The sequence below is a fragment of the Gluconobacter japonicus genome, assembly GCF_015244665.1.
Taxonomy (GTDB): domain Bacteria; phylum Pseudomonadota; class Alphaproteobacteria; order Acetobacterales; family Acetobacteraceae; genus Gluconobacter; species Gluconobacter japonicus.
This window is the reverse complement of the sequence record NZ_JABCQN010000012.1, coordinates 1-21,476: the sequence shown is the minus strand read 5'-3', so window position 1 is coordinate 21,476 and position 21,476 is coordinate 1. Positions and strand designations below refer to the sequence as shown.

At 52.7% G+C, this 21,476-nt stretch carries 17 protein-coding genes and 1 pseudogene; 15 read left to right on the top strand and 3 right to left on the bottom strand.

Annotated features, from left to right (window positions below; genetic code table 11):
* Positions 1–8: 8 nt before the first annotated feature.
* Positions 9–1,364, bottom strand: a complete 1,356-nt coding sequence (locus HKD32_RS14585; protein WP_061928726.1) for an MFS transporter — start codon at positions 1,362–1,364, stop codon at positions 9–11.
* A gap of 35 nt (positions 1,365–1,399) precedes the next feature.
* Positions 1,400–2,782, bottom strand: a complete 1,383-nt coding sequence (locus tag HKD32_RS14580) for an aminotransferase class III-fold pyridoxal phosphate-dependent enzyme (protein WP_061928724.1) — start codon at positions 2,780–2,782, stop codon at positions 1,400–1,402.
* Positions 2,783–2,992: 210 nt separating this feature from the next.
* Here HKD32_RS14580 and HKD32_RS14575 point away from each other — a divergent pair, with 210 nt between their 5' ends.
* The 13 genes from HKD32_RS14575 (at position 2,993) to HKD32_RS14515 (ending at position 19,267) form a co-directional block, all read left to right on the top strand.
* The gene (locus tag HKD32_RS14575) at positions 2,993–4,474 is read left to right on the top strand and encodes an aldehyde dehydrogenase family protein (protein ID WP_061928722.1); all 1,482 of its coding nucleotides are present in this window, start codon (positions 2,993–2,995) and stop codon (positions 4,472–4,474) included.
* Between the two features lie 4 nt (positions 4,475–4,478).
* Positions 4,479–5,627: an amidohydrolase gene (locus HKD32_RS14570; RefSeq protein WP_061928720.1), complete on the top strand. Its 1,149-nt coding sequence runs from the start codon at positions 4,479–4,481 to the stop codon at positions 5,625–5,627.
* Between the two features lie 2 nt (positions 5,628–5,629).
* Positions 5,630–6,703 carry a tartrate dehydrogenase gene (locus HKD32_RS14565; protein ID WP_228119075.1) on the top strand — a complete coding sequence of 358 codons (1,074 nt, stop codon included), beginning with the start codon at positions 5,630–5,632 and terminating at the stop codon, positions 6,701–6,703.
* Positions 6,704–6,958: 255 nt separating this feature from the next.
* A complete protein-coding gene (locus tag HKD32_RS14560) occupies positions 6,959–9,364 on the top strand; it encodes a TonB-dependent receptor (protein WP_228119074.1) in 2,406 nt (801 codons plus the stop codon).
* A 27-nt stretch (positions 9,365–9,391) separates the two neighbouring features.
* Positions 9,392–10,111, top strand: a complete 720-nt coding sequence (locus HKD32_RS14555) for an HAD-IA family hydrolase (protein WP_061928714.1) — start codon at positions 9,392–9,394, stop codon at positions 10,109–10,111.
* Between the two features lie 232 nt (positions 10,112–10,343).
* Entirely contained in the window at positions 10,344–11,888 is a 1,545-nt protein-coding gene (locus HKD32_RS14550; protein WP_061928712.1) for an ABC transporter substrate-binding protein, read from the top strand.
* A complete protein-coding gene (locus tag HKD32_RS14545) occupies positions 11,885–12,841 on the top strand; it encodes an ABC transporter permease (RefSeq protein WP_061928710.1) in 957 nt (318 codons plus the stop codon). The genes HKD32_RS14550 and HKD32_RS14545 overlap by 4 nt, the downstream gene beginning before the upstream one ends.
* Positions 12,838–13,644 carry an ABC transporter permease gene (locus HKD32_RS14540; RefSeq protein ID WP_061928708.1) on the top strand — a complete coding sequence of 269 codons (807 nt, stop codon included), beginning with the start codon at positions 12,838–12,840 and terminating at the stop codon, positions 13,642–13,644. The genes HKD32_RS14545 and HKD32_RS14540 overlap by 4 nt, the downstream gene beginning before the upstream one ends.
* 2 nt (positions 13,645–13,646) lie before the next feature.
* Complete coding sequence (locus HKD32_RS14535; RefSeq protein ID WP_061928706.1) at positions 13,647–15,470, top strand: ABC transporter ATP-binding protein; 1,824 nt, start codon at positions 13,647–13,649, stop codon at positions 15,468–15,470.
* Complete coding sequence (locus tag HKD32_RS14530; RefSeq protein ID WP_061928704.1) at positions 15,467–16,924, top strand: NAD-dependent succinate-semialdehyde dehydrogenase; 1,458 nt, start codon at positions 15,467–15,469, stop codon at positions 16,922–16,924. The genes HKD32_RS14535 and HKD32_RS14530 overlap by 4 nt, the downstream gene beginning before the upstream one ends.
* A 29-nt stretch (positions 16,925–16,953) precedes the next feature.
* Positions 16,954–17,457: an Lrp/AsnC family transcriptional regulator gene (locus HKD32_RS14525; protein WP_023941688.1), complete on the top strand. Its 504-nt coding sequence runs from the start codon at positions 16,954–16,956 to the stop codon at positions 17,455–17,457.
* The gene (locus tag HKD32_RS14520) at positions 17,454–18,329 is read left to right on the top strand and encodes a GNAT family N-acetyltransferase (protein WP_061928702.1); all 876 of its coding nucleotides are present in this window, start codon (positions 17,454–17,456) and stop codon (positions 18,327–18,329) included. The genes HKD32_RS14525 and HKD32_RS14520 overlap by 4 nt, the downstream gene beginning before the upstream one ends.
* An 11-nt stretch (positions 18,330–18,340) precedes the next feature.
* Positions 18,341–19,267, top strand: coding sequence for a 2-hydroxyacid dehydrogenase (locus tag HKD32_RS14515; RefSeq protein WP_010504994.1), 927 nt, complete (start codon positions 18,341–18,343; stop codon positions 19,265–19,267).
* Here HKD32_RS14515 and HKD32_RS15360 read toward each other — a convergent pair.
* Positions 19,206–19,850, bottom strand: a pseudogene (locus HKD32_RS15360) (IS3 family transposase); the annotation flags it as partial. The gene HKD32_RS14515 and the pseudogene HKD32_RS15360 overlap by 62 nt on opposite strands.
* Positions 19,851–20,590: 740 nt before the next feature.
* Here HKD32_RS15360 and HKD32_RS14505 point away from each other — a divergent pair.
* Together HKD32_RS14505 and HKD32_RS14500 are read left to right on the top strand one after the other, a co-directional pair.
* A complete protein-coding gene (locus tag HKD32_RS14505; RefSeq protein ID WP_061928700.1) occupies positions 20,591–20,881 on the top strand; it encodes a type II toxin-antitoxin system RelE/ParE family toxin in 291 nt (96 codons plus the stop codon).
* Complete coding sequence (locus HKD32_RS14500) at positions 20,871–21,200, top strand: HigA family addiction module antitoxin (protein ID WP_010505000.1); 330 nt, start codon at positions 20,871–20,873, stop codon at positions 21,198–21,200. The genes HKD32_RS14505 and HKD32_RS14500 overlap by 11 nt, the downstream gene beginning before the upstream one ends.
* The last annotated feature ends 276 nt before the right edge of the window (positions 21,201–21,476 follow it).

Genomic DNA, 21,476 nt, shown 5'->3' with positions numbered 1-21,476 from the left:
GATCTCCGTTAGGAGGCGCAGATGGAAGAAGAGGGTGATTGGGTCTGGGAAAGAGGTTCTCCCAAGGACGCATTCTTTGTTTCTGGAGCCCAGATCCAACTGATAAGCAGTCCTGCCAGCATGAAGCTGGCTGCTATGAGCATCATGGGTTGCATCCCAAATTGCGTATATCCCAGAGGAAGCAGAAACGTTCCGAGTGCTGCACCCAGTCTGCTGAAGGAGCAGGCCATACCGACCGCACTGGCACGGATTGCTGTTGGAAACAGCTCGTTAGGATAGACAAACTGCAGGCCGCTTCCTGCTGCCTCGGATACCGAATACAGAATAAACCCGGAAAAGATCATCCAGCTGGCAGGTGTGGTTGAAACTCCGAGGAGCAAAAGGCCCAGCATGCTGATTGCAAAAGTGCCGATCAGTAACAGGCGCCGGCCCATCAGATTGATCAGCCCAAGCGTAACGGGAAGAATTCCCAGGATGGTCAGTCCGGTAATGCAGAGAGATCCGAGAAGCGCGTTCTGGACGTGATACTGATGCAGGAGTTGAGCCTGAAGAGTGTGGATGGCAAATCCCGGAGCGCTTTGCAGGATCCAGAACGCGCTGACAAACACGAGTGCCCCACGATAGGGAGATCGAATGATCTGAAGCAGGGAGAGATGCCTCTGATATTCTACGCTGGGGAGAATATCCGCCTTCAGGTGCTCGCGTATAACGTTTCTTGCGTCTTCGGTCCGTCCCTGCTGAACCAGCCAGCGGGGAGATTCAGGCAATCCCATACGCAGGCAGAAGAGCACAATTGACGGAATGGCGCTGGAGACCAGCATGATCCGCCACGAGATATCCGGGAAGAAGGAAAGTCCATAGCCCACGGCGTAGCTTGCGGTATATCCTACCCACCAGGCGAGGATTAACCCGGAAAGAATTGGACCGCGGAGTTTACGTGGCATGAATTCTGCGACGTAAGACGTCGCAATTGGATAATCCGCACCAACTGCTACACCGAGCAGGAAGCGAAGGGTTACCAGTAATACAAGACCGGAGCACGTTCCCTGCAAGAGGGAGAAGATTACGAACGCTGCGATGTTTAAGGTAAAAAGAGGCCGTCGCCCAAGGCGATCCGAAACTGTGCCCCCCAGCATTCCGCCTGCCAGAACGCCAAGAAGGGCAGCCGCTCCGACGAGGCCTGTCTCCGCGCCTGTGAGATGAAGTTCCCGCACGATGGATGGGAGAGCAATGCCGATGATCCCGAGGATGTAGCCGTCACAAAACGGTCCCCCGGCAGAAATCAGGGCCAGTTTTGAATGAAAGCCGTTAGCAGGCAGATCATCCAGAGTGGTCGGTCCAGAGGAGGAAACTTCAGGTGTCATGATGGGGCAACCTTCTGCTTCCTCCTCTGGCGTGGTCAGGCTTTGAGAGCGCTGGCTACGGCTGGATCTTCCATTACGCGGTCCAGTACCGAGACAATACCGTCACAAAGCTGATCCATTTCGGCGATCGTGCTACACAGTGGGGGAGCAAGTCCGATGACATCGTCGCCAAAGGCTCGGAAAAGAATACCTTGCTCATAGCCATAGCGGCTGAGTTTTCTGGAAATGCCAAGCTGGGCATCCGGTTTGGTTTTATTTGCCTTGTCGGTCACAAGTTCAATGCCGGCAAGCATTCCAACAGATCGGGTTGTGCCGACGAGTGGATGATTGTCTAGACCGCGCAAACGCAAAGCAAGATGCTCGCCAACACGGGTTCCATTTTCAAGCAGGCCGCCTTCATAGAGATCCAGTACTGCGAGGCCGATGGCCGCACTGACGGGATGGGCGCTATAGGTCTGCCCATGTCCGACTGAGACACCTGACGGGGTCTTGTCACGGATCGTCTCGTAGATTGTATCAGACATGAAAACGCCACCCATTGGGGCGTAGCCAGCCGTTAGACCCTTTGCAACGGTCATCATGTCCGGTTCAATGTTCTCATGAGCACAGGCAAAGAGAGGGCCGGTTCGCCCGAAACCTGTGATGACTTCATCAACGACGAACAGAATATCCAACTCGCGGCAGGCTGCCTGCATTGCCGTTGCCCAGCCCTTTGGCGGGATAATGACGCCGCCGGACCCCTGAACAAGTTCGCAATAGAAGGCTGCAACATGCTGTGGACCGCCAATTTTTACGATTTCATTATGGAACGCCTGTACCGAAGCCTGAATGATGGCTTCAGCGTCCGGTCCTGCAGGATGGCGGTAGGGATCGGGGCTTGGAATATGATGCTGCCACGGGAGTGGGACATCTGCATCACGATGGAAGGCCGGAAGCGCAGTCAGGCCTGCGCCGACGAAGGATGAACCATGATAGCCCTTCTGTAGCCCGATGACATGGCGCTTTTCGGGCGTACCCCGTGCATGCTGGTAGTAACGAATGAAGCGAAGCGTGCTGTCCACCGCATCGGAGCCACCAAGAGCAAAATAGATGTGATTGAGGTGCCCTGGAGCATGTTGTGTCAATCGTGCTGCCAGTTCGATAGCGGGCTCATTTGAAAAGCCGAAATATCCAGTGGCATAGGGAAGCTTTTCAAGTTGGCGACGACCTGCCTCGATAACGCTCTCGCAGCCGTAACCGGTATTGACGCACCAAAGCCCAGAAAAACCATCCAGAAGATGGTGGCCTTTGCTGTCCGTCAGCCAGACCCCCTTGCCAGTTTCGAGAATGGTCGCTCCACTGGCTTCGTGCCCCTGCCATGACGAGACGGGATGGATGAGGTGTTCGCGGTCAAGCGAGACGAGACGTGGCGTATCCATGATGATTCCTGTCCTGATCCTGTAGGTGATCATCACGCAAAGCCTGCGATATGTAATGCAAGAAAAGCCAAGATCCGGAGCATAAAATGCTGTTGGTGCGGTCGTAATAGCAGGGATATTCAAATGTGCTGAGGAAGTATTTTGCCGTTTGCTCCACATGTCCTGCTGCGCACATTGTATCTCTCTCGCAATGGTCTTTCGCAGGCATGAATGATGACAGGCATTACCTTTAACCCTGCCCAGGTGGCGCTACCAAACGCGCATTTTGTGGGTGGAAAGCTTCTGAAAGGTGAGGGCGTTATTCCTGTTCGCGCGCCTTCGAATGGTCGGTTGATCTGTCATCTGCCGGAAGCCGGTGCGGATCTGGTGGATTATGCGGTCTGCCTGGCGAGAGATGTACAAGTGCGTTCTGGTTGGGCGACCTGTGCCCCGCGGGAGCGGGGGCGTGTGCTGAGGCGCTGGGCCGATCTTGTAGAAGGCAATGCTGTGGAACTGGCGCGTCTGGAGACAGTCTGTTCGACGCGCCCTATTGCAGAGACAACGGGCTGGGACGTGCCTTTTACGGCAGAGGGCATCCGCTTTTTTGCCGAATATTCCGATAAGTTGGGCGGGGAGGTCGCTGCGACCCAGAGTGACATGTTAGGCTTTGTTCTAGCTGAACCATATGGCGTCATTGGGGCCATTGCTCCTTGGAATTTCCCTCTGGTCATGGGGAGTTGGAAAGTGATTCCGGCGTTGGTGGCTGGAAATGGTGTCGTTCTTAAGCCGTCAGAAATGACGCCTTTTTCGATTGTTCGTCTGGCGGAACTGGCTGTCGAAGCGGGTGTTCCGGCAGGCTTGTTCAACGTTGTGCAGGGAACGGGTCCCATCACGGGCGATGCTCTGGCACGACATCCGGTCTGTGGAAAGCTGACATTCACTGGTTCTACAAGAACTGGCATCGAAATCATGAAGGCGGCAGCGGAGAGCGGCCCCAAGCCTGTTACGCTTGAGTTAGGCGGGAAAAGTCCGCAGATCGTTTTCGATGATATTCGTAATGTAGATGGTGTTGCTGACCGTATCCTGAGAGCTTTCACGGGAAATGCGGGACAGGTCTGTGTTTCTGGATCGCGTCTTATTGTTCAGAGGGCGGTTCATGATGTCCTTGTGGAGAAGATCGTTGAGCGCGCGCAGGGCCTCGTTGCCGGTGCGCTTGAAAAGGCCGAAACACGGTACTCCCCGATTATCTCAGAGCGACAGGCGACATCCATTGAGCTTGCGGTTCAGGATAGTGTGCAGGCGGGAGCCTCAGCGTTTCTTCCTCTCAGCCGTCTGAGTAGTTCAGGAGGGACATTTCTCTCACCGTGCATTCTTACCAATGTCACGCCGCAGACGCGGGCCGTAAAAGACGAGCTCTTTGGCCCGGTGCTGACGGTTCAGACATTTGATGACGAGGCTGAGGCACTCTCTCTGGCGTCTCATGCCACTTACGGTCTAGCTGCCGGGGTTCATACGTCGGATCTCGGGCGTACCATGCGGGCTGTGCGGAACCTGAAAGCTGGCACCGTCTGGGTTAATCGGTACGGCCGCTCATCAGACTTTGTGATCCCTACTGGCGGGTATGGTGGTTCAGGGATTGGTAAGGATCTGGGGCGTCAGGCTGTTGAAGCCAATCTACGCTATAAAAGTGTTCTCATGGCGTTTGAGGGCTGACGCCATGGATCTTGCTGACCTCATTGCGCTGCGAAAAGATCTTCATGCTCATCCTGAGCTGAGGTTCGAGGAGTTTAGAACATCCGATATCGTGGCGAACGTTCTCACGTCTCTGGGGTACTGCCCATCTAGAGGACTGGCAAAAACTGGAGTTGTGGCCTCTCTTCAAGGAAAGAAACCTGGTCCATCCATCATTTTGCGGGCAGATATGGATGCCCTGCCGATCAATGAGCAGGGAGATCATTCGCATAGCTCTCGCCACCCGGGTCGCATGCATGCTTGCGGGCATGACGGGCACACGACCATGCTTCTGGGGGCGGCTGCCGAGTTGGCTCTTAACCCGCCGGAATGCGGGACAGTGCATTTCGTTTTTCAGCCCGGGGAAGAAGGGGGAGCAGGAGCCAAAATCATGCTGGAAGAGGGGTTATTGGAGCAATTCCCCGCCGGGCGTGTTTTTGGAATGCATAACTGGCCTGGCCTTCCAACAGGTTCCATGGCGACCCGTACGGGGCCGATTATGGCCGGTGGTTGGCGGTTTCTGGTCGATATAAAAGGGAAGGGATCACATGCGGCCCAGCCCCAATTGGGACGGGATGCACTGACAGTTGGCGCGGCATTCGTTCAGGAGGCCCAATTATTGGTGGCGCGCCGTTCAGACCCTTTGGTGCCAGCGGTTCTTTCCATCTGTACGTTTCATGCGGGAACAACGGACAATATTCTTCCTGAGACCGCAACGCTTCGCGGCACGATCCGCGCTCTGGATGTTCAGGTGCTCAATGACCTGAAAGACGGGATGACACGTCTGGCTGCAGGGCTGGCTCTCGCGCATGACGTGACCATCACAGTACAGTTTCACCAGCCATATCCTGTGACAGTGAATACTGCGAACGAGACGACATTGGCGCGTGCAGCTATGGCGCAGGTTGTTGGCGCGCAGGGCACGGTTATTCCTGACATGACACCCAGCATGGCCTCTGAGGATTTTGGCTTCATGCTGGAAAAAAAACCAGGCGCGCTTGTCATGCTGGGAAATGGTGCTTCAGCGCCTTTGCATGCCCCAGACTACGATTTTGACGACACAATCATTCCGCAGGGCATAGCCTATTGGGTAGCACTCGCCCACATGTGTCTGCGCATCAATCAGGACGTTTGATCATGCCAATTTACAAGATTGCTGTTCTGCCGGGAGATGGCATTGGCAAAGAGGTTATGCCGGAAGCCATCAAAGTGCTCGACACTGTCGGGGACCTTTGTGGGATCAGGTTTGATTATACCCACTTTGACTGGAGCTGCGAAACCTGGCTCAAGACTGGGCAAATGATGCCTGAAGATGGCATGTGCCGGTTGGCGCAGAATGACGCGATCCTGCTGGGCGCCGTGGGATATCCCGGTGTTCCGGATCACCTGTCCTTATGGGGCCTTCTTCTCAAGATCCGCAGAGAGTTTGATCAGTATGTAAACCTGCGTCCTGTTCGGCTTTTGCCGGGGATTCCGTGCCCTCTGGCCAACAAGAAGCCGGGAGATGTGGATTTTTGGATCGTTCGGGAAAATGTTGAGGGCGAATACTCCCAGGTCGGAGGCCGGTTTGCAGAAGGAACGGAGGCGGAAGGTGTTGTTCAGAGTGCTGTCTTTACGAAACTCGGCACAGACCGGATCCTGCGCTATGCCTTTGAACTGGCGAGGAAGCTAGGCCGTCCGCATGTAACATCCGCCACCAAGTCCAATGGCCTGTATCATTCCATGCCGTATTGGGATGAACGCTTTGCCGCAATTGGTGCGGAATACCCGGGTGTTCGTATGGATCAATATCATATCGATATTCTTGCCGCGCGTTTTGTGATGTCTCCAGAGCGATTTGACGTTGTTGTGGGAAGCAATCTGTTCGGTGATATTCTGTCTGATTTGGGACCCGGAATGACAGGAACAATTGCTGTTGCTCCGTCTGCCAATATTAATCCTGAGAAAATATATCCGTCCATGTTCGAGCCTGTACATGGGTCTGCTCCGGACATTTTCGGGCAGAATATTGCCAATCCGATAGGGCAGATTTGGGCAGCCTCCATGATGTTGGATCATCTCGGAGAGGCCGAGGCTGCGGCTCTGATTTTGAAAGCCATGACAGACGTTCTTTCCACCGAGAGTACTCCTCGTACGCCCGATATGGGAGGCCTTGCCAGGACGTCAGATGTAGGGAATGCCATCGCAAAAGCGCTGACTTCAGGCGCTTGATAAGCATTGAAGATTAACATGGGGAAACCGTTCCAATAATGGAATCATATGCTGCTCAAAGAAGGGAAACGGGAGAATGAACTGAACCGAATATGCAACGAATTGTCTGACAGAAAGAATGCGAATACGGTTCTCTGAGAATTCGAGGAGAGCCCGCTACCGATGGGAACAGACATGTCAGATTCAACGCAAATGTTCGTTCTTCAATGTTTCGGTTCCAAGGCTCTCTCAAAAGCGGCAAAGAGGCCGGGACGCTTGGTTCTCCTCACGCTCTCAACCTGGCTGTCCATGCAAGGAGCGGTAGCTGCAGACGTTGCTCATCACTGGCATGCTCACCCTTCCAGCAAAAACGTACACCATGGTGTAAGCTCCTTTGAGGGAAAGACTCCCGCGGCGGCTCCTGTGCATCATGATGTTGAGGCTCACGCAACGGAAAGCGTTGTAGTACACAGGGGCGTAGCCTCAGCTACCGGTGTGACGAACACAACGCCGGGAGGTGGTCTGATGCCTCCACAGACCGTGGCGAAGTCACGTAGCGGTATCACGCGGGACTTCATCGCAAAGCAGAGCCCGACTGCAAATCCTGTTTCTATGGTAGCCAGTCTTCCCGGGGTTGTTTACTCTGGGAATGACCCTCTGGGCACAAATGATGATCAGCAAGGGCTGAGTGTTCGGGGTTTGGATCAAACGGAAATCGGATATCTTTACGAAGGTATTCCCACTGCTGCTCCGGTCTATCTTCTGCCATATACGTCTTCCACAGCGGATAACGAAAACATCCAGAGCATTACCTTGACGCAGGGATCGCCTGACATCACGTCGCCTCTATACAACGCGGTGGGGGGGGAGTTGACGGAAAGCCTTCGTGACCCGTCACACAAGTTTGGTGGCCTTGCGAACTTCTCTTACGGCTCTTTCAGTCTGAAGCGTGAATTCATCCGTATTGATACCGGAGATATCGGTCATACAGGAATTCGTGGATTTCTATCTTTTTCGGCTAGAACGGCTGATGAATGGCGCGGTGTCGGTCAGACGCGGCGTTATCATGTGGATGGGAAATTCGTGAAGGAGTGGGGAGAGGGGAACAAAGCATCCTTCGTCCTTTCCTATAATGATCCTCTTCAGTATTATCTGCGCGCGCCTACAAAGTCGCTGTGGCGTCAGCAGGGCGTGAACTACAATTACGCAGACAAGTATAAAAAAGGAAGTTCAGATTACTATAAGCTTCAGGAAAATGTGCACCGCACGCTTATCCTAGGCGCGCCGGTTAATCTGAATCTCGGTCATGGGCTCAGTTTCAATACAACGCCATATTTCACCTACGCTACCGGATACGATAACGGCGGTACGACACTGTCGAGAAATGGCAGCTATTACGGCAATCAGCCTGCTGGAACTCTGCAGAACACAGGAACCAGTAGCGGGAGTTCTTTTTCGGCGGTTTCGATCGATAAGTATGATCTGTATTACAGTGGAATCAATACAACTCTGTCCTGGACCAAGGGGAATAACACGCTAGCTGTTGGATATTGGTATTCCTACTTTGATCAGTCCGAGCCGTCTCTGTACGAAGCGCTCGGTCCGTATGGGCAGGTGTCCAGTATGTATGGACAATGGGCAGTTAAAACGCAGGATGGATCACTTCTGTCCCAGTATAATATTCATCTGATCCAACAGACAAACTCTCTGTTCATCAACGATACTTACAAGGCCCTGAATGATCGCCTGACTCTGACGGCCGGTTTCAAAGAAACGATGGTGACTCGTAAGGTAACGCAGAATATACCGGGGACGAATTATCAGAATGGGCAGAGTGATGCTGCGCCGCTGCCTCAGGTCTCCATCAGTTACAAAATTACGCCTCATGACCAAATTTATATTAACGGGACAACATCCTTTCGTCTGCCAGCTTCCATCATGTCATATGTCGATCGTTATAGTGTCTCTACCGGGGTACAGACGCGGTCTCACACTGTTAACCCCAAATCTGAATATGCGATCGGAGAGGAAATCGGGTATCGTCATACTGGTCTCGTCAGTGTTGCACTAGCACTCTTCAACTATAATTTCACGAACCGGCAGATCAATACGACGACGTATGCCAGCGGTACGCCTGTGACAGAGTCTATCAATGGTGGTGGCCAGACAGCTCGTGGTGCACAGATTGAGATGGGACTACGCCCCTGGCATCATTTCAGCCCGTATGTTTCAGCACAGTATTTGCATGCGACGACGGACAACAACCTTCAAGTTGGTAATGATTACGTTCGGTCTGCTGGAAAAATTGCTGTTAAAAGCCCGAAGGTCACGGTTGCGGTTGGTTTGTCTTATGACGATGGAAGCCTCTTCGGGGCCTTCAACATGAACTATGTCAGTAAACAGTACTCAACGTTTATGGATGATGAAAGCATTCCATCCTTTGAGACGTTCAATCTTAATTTCGGATATCGCTTTCATAGTTATATGTATCTCAAGCATCCACAAGTTCAGCTTAACCTTATGAACATTGGCAACAACGGTTTCCTTTCCGGGGTGAGTGGCCTCAGCACGAACGCCAAATCTACAAAAGGTGTGTACGGAACCACCATAGCCGGAAGTTCGCCGACCTATTTTGTTGGCGGAGGCTTTGCTGGAGTTCTTTCCTTCACCACTGGGTTCTAATCAGCTTTTTTCAGGAAAATTCAGATCATGACATGCAAACCTAAAGTTCTGACATTCGACGTGGTTGGAACGCTGATCGATTTTGAAAATGGGATGAAAAACGCCCTTCTGAAAATTTTGGGAAAAGAGGGTAAAACACTGGATTTTGAAGCATTTTTAACGGAATACCGGGCCTTGCGGAACCGTCCAGACAAAATGCTGTTTCCAGAAGATTTGGCACCTATCTATCTGATCTTGGCAGAAAAATTCTCCCTTCCAACAGGGCAAGGAGAAGAAAAGGCGTTTGTTCAAAGCGCTACGTCATGGCCGGCCTTTAACGACAGTGTGGAAGCTCTGAAAAGATTGCAAAAACATTTCCATCTTGTCGCCATGACGAATGCACGGAGATGGGCATTTGATGGTATGGACAAGACGCTCGAATACCCTTTTTTCAAAGGGTTTACGGTAGACGAAAGCGGTTTTGAAAAACCTGATCCGCAGTACTTCAGCTATGTGCTGGAACAGCTTGCGCCACATGGGTACACGAAAGAAGATGTGCTGCATGTTGCCCAGAGCCAGTTCCATGACATCGGAATTGCACGAGAGCTAGGTTATACCGTTTGCTGGATCGAGCGGCGGAAGGCGGTCGGCGGCGGTTTTGGAGGCACTGTCGCGGTGCAGGAACTGACGACACCTGATTATCATTATCATACCCTTGCTGAACTGGCGGATGCTGCGGACCGCGGTGAACTCGTTATGGTTGCCTGAGTGCGCCGTTGAATCTGCTGCATGATCAAAACCATTCAGCAGATTTCTCTGCAATGAGAAGTATTTTGAGTAAAATAATTAGCTAATCCGTGTTTATATCGAAATGAAAGTGGCCTTCTGGGAGGCTTGTATGATGGCAACGGAGACTTGAATGATTTCTTTCAATCAGATGTTTGGCTCTGTTGTTTTGCATGCTTCTTTGCTCACGCACTTCGCTTTCTGAAGAATGAAGATGCAGGTAGGCTCTGTTCTTCATCGGCGATCTGTTCTGAAAGCGACAGGGCTTCTGGTTGCTGGAATGACGTCTCACTCTGTGAAGGCAGCTCCTGTTTCTGGGGGGCATTTGAAAGTAGCAGGTGCAGTCGGATCGTCTTCAGAGACTCTTGATCCGGCACGTCAATCCATGGCAACGGACTATATCCGAGGTCATTTGTTCTACGATGGCCTGATTTCGCTGGATGACAGGCTTAATCCTCGCTTTGCACTCGCCGAGGCACTGGACAGCAACGATTTTCTAATCTGGAAAATTCGTTTGCGCCGAAATGTTCAGTTTCACGATGGAACTGCCCTGACAGCAGATGATGTTGTTTTTTCTCTACGAAGACATCAGGACCCTGGGGTGGGATCGCAACAATACGCCCTAGCTCGCACCATGCAGTCTGTGCGCGCCGTATCGCCGGGTTTGGTAGAAATCGTTCTAGATGCCCCGAATTCGGATTTTCCAGCTATTCTGGGGATCAGTAATTTTGCTATTTTGAAAGCGGGTACAACAGATTTCAAAGTGCCAAATGGTACAGGTCCTTTTCGGTGCCAGGAATTTACACCAGGTATCAGGACGGTAGCTGTAAGAAATCCGGAATTCTGGGGTGATAGACCCTATCTTGAGAGTGTTGAACTGATTGCTATCCCCGATGAGATGGCACGGCATAACGCTCTGATGTCTGGGGATGTGGACCTGATAGCAACTGCCAACCCGCGGCTTGTTCAAATGCTTAAACAAGGTGGTTTCGGCGTTGTGGAAAGTCCGGTCGGAACCTACACGGACTTATCTATTCGGCTGGATCAGAAGTATGGACGCTCACCGGAATTTGTCGAAGGCATCAAATTCCTTCTTAATCGGGACCAGATCCGGCAATCTGTCTTTCTCGGCTTTTCGCGGGTTGGGAATGACCAACCCATTCCACCGGAAAGTCCATACTTCAATAATCAGTTGCCCCAGCGCACTTACGACCCGGACAAAGCGCGGTTTCTACTCAAGCGAAGTGGTTTCCTGGGCGAAACAATTCCGCTGGTCTGTTCTCCTGCTGCTTTAGCATCCGTCGATATTGCTGTTGTCCTGCAATATGCAGCATCCCAAATCGGGCAGAAAATGGCGGTGCATCGTGTTCCCGCAGATGGCTATTGGACGCAGTACTGGATGAAGGCCCCTTTGGGCTTCGGCAATATCAACCCGAGGCCAGCGCCCAGCCTGACATTTGAGCTTGGTTTTGCAAGTACATCTCCGTGGAATGAATCCCGCTGGCGTAATCCACATTTCGACGGCCTCCTGCGGGATGCCAAATCGACTCGGGATGATAGCAGAAAGCGTCAGCTTTACTGGGACATGCAGGAGCTTGTGTCGTCTGGATCGGGGATATGTATCCCGAATTTCACGAATAGTCTTGATGCTTATGCCCCGCATGTCTGTGGGCTTCGCCCCAGTCAGGCTGGTCAGTTGATGGGCTATGATTTTGCGCGTTCGGTCTGGCTCAATGAAAATCGGGGGAGGAAGGTTTGAACAGCCAAACCCTGAAGTCGATTGGTTGGCGTTTTTTTGCCGCAGCAATGTCGCTTGTCTTTGTGATCGTGACTGTTTTTGCCATCACAAATGTCCTTCCTGGGGATGCGACAGATGCGGTTTTGGGTCAGGGTGCGACGCCGCAGGCGGTAGCGGTCATGCGGCATGATCTGGGTCTGGACCGACCTGTATTTTTTCGTTTCTGGTTCTGGCTTTGGGGTGTTCTGCATGGTGATTTTGGGCACTCCCTCTTGAATGGTCTGTCCGTTGCGGATGCTATTGGTCCGCGTCTGCACAACTCGCTACTCCTTGCGGGCGCTTCTGCGGTGGTTTCCGTCCCTCTCTCGCTCTTTTTGGGCATCACGTCGGCCATCTGGAAAGACACGGTCTATGATCGTGTCGTATCGATTATGACGCTGGGGATGGTGTCCGTCCCTGAGTTCGTGATCGCTACGATGGCGGTGTATGTTTTTGCTGTGCGGTTACACCTTTTGCCTGCACTGGCAGACGTCGGAAGTGTCCATTCGCTCAGGCAATTTCTCTCTGCCTTTTTTATGCCTGTCGCCAGCCTTGCGCTCATAACTCTCGCGCAGATGGTTCGTATGACGCGTGCTGCGATGGCCGATGCATTGTCCGCGCCCTATATCGAAATGGCTCTTCTCAAAGGTGTTGGCCCGATACGACTGATCCTTGTGCACGCCATTCCCAATGCGATCGGACCGATCGTCAATGCTGTAGCTCTGAGTCTTTCTTCCCTGCTTGGTGGGGTTGTCGTGATTGAAGTTGTGTTCACATACCCTGGAATTTCTAGCCTGATGGTGGATGCTGTCAGTTCACGCGATGTTCCGACGGTACAGGCCTGTGCGCTTGTTTTCTGTGTGACCTATCTCTTTCTCACAACGTTTGCCGACATTGTTACGATTTTGTCTCTGCCGAGAGGGAGAAAAGTATGATCGCCATGATCGGTAAATTCCGCAGCAGGCATGACAGGGCGCTTCTATTGATTGTGTTCTGGCTTCTTCTAGCGCTTTTCGGGCCGCTGTGCTCGTCTCACGATCCGGGCGCGATTGGTAGCCAGTCTGTCTTTTCGGCTCCTTCAGTCGCTCATCTTTTGGGAACAGACTATCTTGGACGAGACACACTGGCGAGGTTGCTGAACGGTATTCGACACACAGTGCTCCTGTGCTTCGCATCGACGCTAGTGTCATGTTCTGTCGGCACATTCCTAGGGATTGCGGCGGTTACGGCCAAGCCGTGGGTGGAGGCTCTGACAGGAAGGCTGGCAGACGGGTTTTTGTCCATTCCCAGTCTACTCTTCGCTCTGTTGGTCATTGCCGTATTTGGAACATCGACGACGGCTCTGATTGTAACGATGGGAGTTATTTATACGCCCGGAGCATATCGCACGAGCCGTGCGTTGGCTCAAAGGATCGCACGGCTCGATTTCGTGACCGTGGCGCGAGCCAGAGGCGAAAGCACGCCTTATATAATCCTGCAGGAAATTCTTCCCAACATGGCAGGCCCGATGATTACAGACGTAGGGCTGAGATTTATCTACTCGGTGCTGCTGCTCAGTAATCTTAGCTTTCTCGGGATTGGTGTTCAGCCGCCGGAAGTTGATCTGGGCTCCATGGTTCGGGAGAACATGCTGGGTATGGCATATGGTTCGCCTGCAATGATCGTACCGGTCGTCGTGATAGGAATACTGACGGTAGGCATTAATCTTGCGCTAGATTCCAGCAGTGGAAGGCGCTGAACATGACTGCCACCATTCAGGTCGACACTCTTGAGATCGTGGGGCGTCGAGGAAAGGGCACGGAACTTCCGATCGTCTGTAATGTCAGTTTTTCGGTCCAGCGCGGAGAAATGTTGGCGCTGATTGGGGAATCCGGCTCCGGCAAGACCACGGTGGCACTTTCACTGCTCGGCCACATCCGGAAAGGATGCCGAATTGCCGGCGGGACGATCCGGGTTGCGGGATATGACGTGACGGCTTTGACTCCGCATGAATGCCGCTCCATTCGGGGGCGAGTGATCAGCTATGTCGCGCAGAATGCCGGAAGTGCCTTCAATCCGGCATTGTCCATCATGCGGCAGGTCGTAGAGCCAGCTTTGGTTCATCGCACTTTGCCCAGGCGGGATCTGGAAGCCAGGGCAGTTTCCCTGTTCCGGGCGCTAGCGCTTCCTGACCCCGAAACAATCGGTGAAAGGTACCCGGGAGGGCTGTCGGGTGGCCAGTTGCAGCGGTTAATGGCCGCCATGGCTCTGATGACAGACCCAGAAGTCGTCGTTTTCGATGAGCCGACGACAGCTCTGGATGTCACGACCCAGATTGAAGTGCTTTCTGCCTTCAAGGCCGTTTTCGCAGAGCGCGGCATAACGGGCGTGTATGTGACGCATGATCTGTCGGTTGTGGCACAGATTGCCGATCATGCTGTCGTCCTCAAAGATGGAGCCATCCGGGAAGCCGGAACGGTCTCGAAAATCCTGTTTAAGCCCGAGGATCCTTATAGTCAGGCCCTTCTTGCCGCTGCGGAACCCCGTTCACGACAAGCCGACCTTGCCAGACAGCCTGAGCAACGTAGCCTGCTGGACGTGCGTAATCTGGTGGTGGGGTACGGGTCACGCACCGCCGCTGGACTGCCAGAGAAAGTGGTAGTCAATCATGTCAGCTTCAGTGTTCCGAAAGGACGTATGCTGGGCGTGATTGGGGAATCCGGTTGTGGAAAGAGCACCTTGGCGCGCGCGATTTCCGGCCTTCAGCCCTGGGCAGCCGGAGAGCTTTTGCTGAATGGAGAACCGCTGACTGGGAACGCGAGAGAGCGTACGCCTGATCAGCGACGCCATCTGCAGCTTGTGGCTCAGAACGCAGATAGCGTGCTGAACCCTTCGAAACCCATAGGACAAACCCTTGCGCGGGTCGTTCGTTTTTATGGAGGTTTGCGAGGGGCTGCCGCCACACGGCGTGTGAATGAGTTGCTGGATATGGTTCGCCTTTCACCCTCACTCGCATCCCGTCTGCCTTCGGAGCTTTCTGGCGGCCAGAAGCAGAGGATCAACTTTGCACGGGCACTGGCAGCTGATCCGCAGATCGTATTGTGCGACGAAATTACAGCGGCCCTGGATACGGTTGTGGCGGCTGCCATCCTAGATCTGATGAAAGAATTACAGCGTGATCTGGGGCTTTCGTTCATCTTTATTACCCATGATCTGCATGCTCTTCAGTCCATCTGTGATCTTGTTGCCGTGCTGTATGCGGGACAGGCCGTGGAGGTTGGTCCAGCTATGGCATTGGGGAAGGGCGTGCATCATCCTTACACCCGGCTGCTGCATGATTCCGTTCCTCTCATGGAGCCAGGGTGGCTGGAAAGTACACGAATAAGGCGCGCGGATGAAACAATGCCTGCGACCCTATTAAATTCACTCTCTCTTGATCCAGAGCTATGCTGCTTTCTTGCGCGATGCCCTGATCGTGTGAGCGGCCTCTGTGACAGAGTTCCTCCTCCTGTTCGCTCTGTTCCAGCAGGCCCCAGAGTTCTTTGTCATTTGCCTGCGCCAATCTGTTCGGAGTTTTTGACATGACATTTTTCCTGAACGATCCAGATCTTTTCCGTCAGACTGCCTTTCTCGGAGGAGACTGGAAAGCATCCACGAGCGGCAAGACCCTGACTGTCGATAACCCTTCAACAGGTGAGATCATCGGCAGTATTCCGGCCTGCACGGCTGAAGAAACCCGTGCTGCCATCGAAAGCGCGCGGATTGCGCAGGGTAAATGGCGTCGGAGCTCAGCCGCAGAGCGTGCCGGTCTGCTGATGGCATGGTACCAACTGATGCTGGACCATGCTGATGATCTGGCCAAGATCATGACACTTGAGCAAGGCAAGCCTCTAACAGAAGCCAAAGGAGAGGTTGCTTATGCTGCGTCTTTCCTCAAATGGTTCGCGGCTGAAGCTGAGCACGTACAGGGCAGTGCTCTGGTGCCGACCGCCGAGCGCCGGGTCATCATCCTGAAAGAGCCAGTGGGAGTGACGGCGGCCATTACGCCCTGGAATTTCCCTCTTGCCATGATTACCCGCAAATGTGCCCCGGCTCTTGCCGCAGGGTGCAGCATGGTGATCAAACCGTCCGAACTCACACCGTATTCTGCTCTGGCTCTAGCCGTTTTAGCAGAACGTGCAGGTCTTCCAAAAGGACTCCTGTCTATTGTGACGGGCTATGCGCAGGAGATTGGTCCGGAACTAACCTCAAGTCCGGTTGTGCGCAAACTGTCTTTCACGGGCTCTACTAAAGTTGGGGCGCTGCTGATGCGTCAGTCCGCGGACACGATCAAAAAGCTCAGCCTTGAACTGGGCGGGAACGCTCCTCTCATTGTCTTTGATGACGCCGATCTTTCTGTTGCGGTGTCCGGAACAATGCTGAGCAAATTCCGGAACGCCGGACAGACCTGTGTTTGCGCGAACCGTGTTTACGTTCAATCCGGAATTCATGATGCATTTCTGGAGAAACTCGCAGCAGAGGTGATGACTCTGAAGACGGGCGATGGATTTGATCCGCAAACGCAGATTGGGCCGCTGATTAACGAAGCTGCTGTCGCCAAGGTGAAAGAACATGTAGAAGACGCTTTGGCTAAGGGCGCTCGCATTGTGGGTAAACCACTGGACATTAACGGTCGGTTCGCATCTCCCCTGCTACTGGCGGATGTGACGTCCGAGATGCGGATTGCACAGGAAGAAACGTTTGGTCCGGTCCTGCCCGTTTTTCGCTTCGATAACGAGCAGGATGCAGTTCAGCAGGCCAATGCTACCCCCTTCGGTTTGGCGAGCTATTTCTTCACGAGTGACATCGCGAGAGGTTGGCGGGTTGGCGAGGCTCTCGATTTCGGCATGGTAGGACTGAACACTGGTTCCATCTCCCTTGTGTCAGCACCCTTCGGGGGCGTGAAGCAGTCCGGGCTCGGCCGGGAAGGGGGCGCACTGGGCCTCGAAGAATTCCTGGAAGTGAAGAGCTTTCACATTGGACTGCCGACTGCACAATGACCTCCGTTGAAGAGGAAATGGCCTGACTTATGGCAATCGCGCCCAAGCTTGATCGTATTGATCTTAAAATCCTTGCTCAGCTGCAGAAGAATGGTCGGCTGACCAATGTAGAACTGGCAAACCGTGTCGGGCTGTCTGCCAGCCCATGTCTCATTCGTGTCAAGCGGCTGGAAGCAGCCGGCTACATTGTGGGATATGGGGCGCAGATTGCCCTGCAAAAAATCTCAAGCGTTATGACTGTCTTTACAGAGGTCACACTGTCAGATCACAGACGGGATGATTTTTTTCGCTTTGAGACTGCAATGCAGAAAGTGGAATCTCTGGTGGAGGCGCATCTTATCAGTGGTGGCTATGATTACTTGCTGAAATTTATGGTTAGAAATATTGATCATTATCAGGGAACAATAGAGTCTCTTCTGGACCAAAATATCGGCATCGAGAAGTACTTTAGTTATATTGTTATAAAGTCCCCCATTTTAAAGCCGGCATTTTTGATTGAAAGTCTTACCAGAAACACGGAGCGTTCGTTATGAGCCTAGAAAACGCGAATGTACGTGAACAAACGGCCATTAACCTCCGGAGTATGACCGAGGAAGATCTGGGGGCTGCATCGGGTCTGTCAAAGGTATTGGGGTGGCCACATCGTCTCGAAGACTGGGATTTCATGCTGCGTCTTGGTCATGGGTTAGTGGCGATGTTGGAAAATGGAGAAATTATTGGCACCATTATGTGGTGGTCGTTTGGGGAACGTCACGCCACAGTCGGGCTTATTATTGTCAACGGTGCGTGGCAAGGGCACGGGATCGGCACAAACATGCTGACCACCGTGCGCAGGCTTCTGCCGGGCTGCTCAATATCCCTTAATGCGACGCCGGCTGGCCAGCCGCTCTATGAAAAACTGGGTTTTGTTCCGACGGGGATTGTGGAGCAGCATCAGGGTAATGGTGTGTCTTCTCCCATCATTGCTCTGGATGCGGGCCAGCGGCTGCGTCCGGTTGTTCAATATGATCTTCAGGATCTCATAGCGTTCGATAGGGCCGCTACGGGGATGGATCGATCTGCGCTTGTTGAGGAGCTGGTGCAGAACGCCAAAGGCGTGGTGATCGATACGGAAGAGGGGATCAGGGGATACTCGTTCTGCCGTCGGTTCGGATGGGGATGGCTGATTGGTCCTGTCGCAGCGGAAACGACAGAGCAGGCAAAGGCGCTCATTTCTCATTGGATCGGAACGTATGGTGGAGAATTTATCAGAATTGATACGCCGACTTCATCTGGTCTCTCAGGCTGGCTGGATGAAATGGGGCTGATCCGCGTGGATGTCGTCAACACAATGTCGACCGAGCCTGTGGTGATCTCTGAAAATGCTCCGCAATATTTTGCTCTGACCAGTCAGGCTCTCGGTTAAGGATTATTGAAATGTCTTTTGTGCTGAAATCTACTGAAGAGCGTGCACGTCTGTGGAAGCCAATGTTCGCCAGCGAACTGCCTGAGCTTGCGTTTCATGTCTGGCCTGAGACCGGCAATCCGCAGAAGGTTCGCTATCTCGCTGCGTGGCAGCCACCGGAAAATCTGGCAGAAAACTTTCCTAATCTTGAAGTGCTTTTTTCTGTTGGTGCAGGTGTGGATCAACTGAACCTTGCCTCAATCCCCGAAAATGTCCGGGTCGTCCGTATGATGGAGCCAGGCTTGACGGAGGGAATGATAGAATACGTCCTCTGGGCTGTTCTTTCTTATCATCGGAATATGTTCCAATACGCGCGTCAGCAAGGGGCGCATGTCTGGAAAGGTGCGCCAAATGTATCTTCAAGTCTGTTTCGGGTTGGGATGATGGGCATGGGAGCGCTTGGTACGCCTGTTCTAAAAAAGCTGTCGCAGTTTGGATACGTCTGTCATGGCTGGAGCAGAAGTCGACATGACATTCCCGGAATCAAAAGCTATGCAGGGCCTGAAGAACTGGATGCTTTTCTGGCGGCCACAGATATCCTTGTATGCTTGATGCCCCTGACTGAAGCCACAAAAGGCATCTTAAGCCGGAAACTGTTTGAAAAGCTTCCAAAAGGGGCCTGTCTTATCAATTGTGGCAGGGGAGGGCATCTCGTACAGGATGATCTGCTCTGGGCACTGGATAATGGCCAATTGAGTCAGGCGGTTCTTGACGTGACCGATCCCGAACCCCTCCCTGAGGGTCACCCACTCTGGGATCATCCGTCAATTGTTCTCACACCCCATATCGCCAGTTCGTCTCGTGCAGCAGCGGGTGGAGAAATGATTATAAAAAATATTATGCAGTATGAAAATGCACTGAATATGATCGGAGAGATTGACAGATCTTTCGGATACTAAAAATATTCGAAAGCGAGCTGATGCTGCCGAGATATGAATGGCGTTGTCGCGGATTATAAAATCCATTGATATATTGGAAGATGGCACTGGTTGCCTGCCGCCTTGTCGGTCATGTCTGTCACCAGAGCAGTTCTGCTTTCAGGCTTTTGAAGAAGGTCTCAACGGCGGCATTATCAAAGGAGTTTCTCTTGCCGGACATGAACGGGATCATTTTATATTTCGTCAATTCCTGCTGGAAATCATGAGAGCAGTATTGGCTCCCGCGATCAGAGTGGAAAATACAGCCAGGCGAAGGCATGCGCAGACGCAGACGCAGACGCAGACGCACGGTCATATCAAGCGCTCTGATGACGAAATCTTTCTTCATCCGGTCGCTTGCTGACCAGCCTATAATGCGTCGGCTGAACAGATTGATGACGGCGGCGAGAGTATTTAAGGCGAAACCTAGAGTATCTCGGCTGTCGGTCGTAACTTTATGCTGGCGGGTACGCACGAGACGGATGCCGTTGAGCTTCATCAGCCACCCGACACGACGTTCGCCAAAATTGAGCCCTGCCTCTTTAAGTTCTGCGGTCATCCCGGGCCAAATCTGCCGCCATGCGGGTCCGTGACAAACCGCTGCTCAAGGCAATCCTCACTGACTCATGGCGAAATTTTTCTGTGTGTGTCATTGCCATGGTTCCGTGCCTCTCTTGGTGCGAGCATAAAATGCTCAGTGAACCGACACAAAATCATCACAAGTCAAGTCTTTCAGGTCGAACATGGCACGCCGATTTTCAGGACTGATTACACACAATGAGCAGTACATCTGTAAAAAACGTCGTAGGCAGCGTAACCGGCCTTGCGCTCCGCAGACTGGTTTGGGTGATGTTGATGGTGGCCGGTCTTGGGGGCGGGTGGATGCTGCTAACGGTATGGAAATTAGAGCGTCTACAGAAGCGCTATTTTCCGCGATAAGCCGGCCTTCGGGTCCCCCCTCAAGTCAGTCGAGCCCCAGAGAAATGATTCCAAGCCTACGTGGGTCGAAATGTCTCTGGCAGAGCGGGCCAGAGAAGGTCAGGCTGTCTTTCCGGGAGTGGACTTCGCCCTTGCATGAGCGTCTGTGGGTCACACCTGGAAGACCCCTGCGGGTCTTTTTTGCGCCCCGTACCCTATGTCCGATAAAAGAGATTAACGGATGTAAATTTACCTTGCCAGACCTACTGAGAGCGGTCGTCTCAAATGAGGCAGGGAAGGGGGCTCTTAGGTCAGTTCAAGGCAATGGGAATTCTGTTACGTAGAGCCTATCTTTACATTAGAAACGTAAAGCTATAGGTTACATTCATGGAGATCGACAGCATCAGTCACAAAGGTCTGCGCCGGTTTTTCGAAACAGGTAATGCTAAAGGTCTCGTTGGTGATGTCAGTCGGCTTCGAAAAATGTTGGCATTCATTGATGCTGCAACGTCATTAGACGAACTTGCTGTTCCTCCAAATTATTGGTTGCACCCATTGACGGTGTCTCGCGCAGGCACCTGGTCAATGACGGTCCCCAAAAACTGGCGTCTGACGTTTCGCCTGAACGAGCAGGGTTCTCTCTGCGATATGACACTGGAGGATTATCATGGCGCTTAAAATGCATGCCTCGCTAGCCGTTCATGTAGGTGACTGGATCAGGACAGAAATACTGGGACCTTATAATATCAAGGTGAACACTGTTGCGGAACATTTTGGTGTCTCGCGTCAGTCGATCAGCGCTCTTCTGAACGGACGGTCCAACCTGTCTGCTGACATGGCCATTCGGTTTGAGAAGGCCTTTGGAGTACGAGCCGATACTTTGATGCGTATGCAGAGTGCTTTCGAGTTGGCTCGGGCACGAGCGTATGAAGCCAATTTGAACGTTCAGCATTTCAATCTCGTCTCGCCTTCCAGGACTGAACAACGGAATATTTAAGGTCTATTTTTTGGGAGGAGAAGCGGAACATCTGCTAACGGACTGCATGAATATTATAGCTGACGTTCATTGCGGCGGCGTTTCTCAAACCTAACCCCTTTGAAAAAATTCCGACTGTCCGGATAGCTGTCCAATCGGGGAAAGTGTTGGTTAAACCTTCTACCTTAGGTCATGTTGACAAAAAATCTGATCCAGAGCTTTGCGGCGGCGAGATTGAGGAAACTCATGAAGGACAAGGCGGTCTTGTCGTAGCGCGTCGCAATACGGCGCATCTGC

What these genes read in the sequence shown, in the direction of transcription:
- HKD32_RS14585 (WP_061928726.1), bottom strand. Translation starts at nt 1,364, where the DNA reads ATGACACCTGAAGTTTCCTCCTCTGGACCGACCACTCTGGATGATCTG.
- HKD32_RS14580 (WP_061928724.1), bottom strand. Translation starts at nt 2,782, where the DNA reads ATGGATACGCCACGTCTCGTCTCGCTTGACCGCGAACACCTCATCCAT.
- HKD32_RS14575 (WP_061928722.1), top strand. Translation starts at nt 2,993, where the DNA reads ATGATGACAGGCATTACCTTTAACCCTGCCCAGGTGGCGCTACCAAAC.
- HKD32_RS14570 (WP_061928720.1), top strand. Translation starts at nt 4,479, where the DNA reads ATGGATCTTGCTGACCTCATTGCGCTGCGAAAAGATCTTCATGCTCAT.
- HKD32_RS14565 (WP_228119075.1), top strand. Translation starts at nt 5,630, where the DNA reads ATGCCAATTTACAAGATTGCTGTTCTGCCGGGAGATGGCATTGGCAAA.
- HKD32_RS14555 (WP_061928714.1), top strand. Translation starts at nt 9,392, where the DNA reads ATGACATGCAAACCTAAAGTTCTGACATTCGACGTGGTTGGAACGCTG.
- HKD32_RS14550 (WP_061928712.1), top strand. Translation starts at nt 10,344, where the DNA reads ATGCAGGTAGGCTCTGTTCTTCATCGGCGATCTGTTCTGAAAGCGACA.
- HKD32_RS14540 (WP_061928708.1), top strand. Translation starts at nt 12,838, where the DNA reads ATGATCGCCATGATCGGTAAATTCCGCAGCAGGCATGACAGGGCGCTT.
- HKD32_RS14535 (WP_061928706.1), top strand. Translation starts at nt 13,647, where the DNA reads ATGACTGCCACCATTCAGGTCGACACTCTTGAGATCGTGGGGCGTCGA.
- HKD32_RS14530 (WP_061928704.1), top strand. Translation starts at nt 15,467, where the DNA reads ATGACATTTTTCCTGAACGATCCAGATCTTTTCCGTCAGACTGCCTTT.
- HKD32_RS14525 (WP_023941688.1), top strand. Translation starts at nt 16,954, where the DNA reads ATGGCAATCGCGCCCAAGCTTGATCGTATTGATCTTAAAATCCTTGCT.
- HKD32_RS14520 (WP_061928702.1), top strand. Translation starts at nt 17,454, where the DNA reads ATGAGCCTAGAAAACGCGAATGTACGTGAACAAACGGCCATTAACCTC.
- HKD32_RS14515 (WP_010504994.1), top strand. Translation starts at nt 18,341, where the DNA reads ATGTCTTTTGTGCTGAAATCTACTGAAGAGCGTGCACGTCTGTGGAAG.
- HKD32_RS14505 (WP_061928700.1), top strand. Translation starts at nt 20,591, where the DNA reads ATGGAGATCGACAGCATCAGTCACAAAGGTCTGCGCCGGTTTTTCGAA.
- HKD32_RS14500 (WP_010505000.1), top strand. Translation starts at nt 20,871, where the DNA reads ATGGCGCTTAAAATGCATGCCTCGCTAGCCGTTCATGTAGGTGACTGG.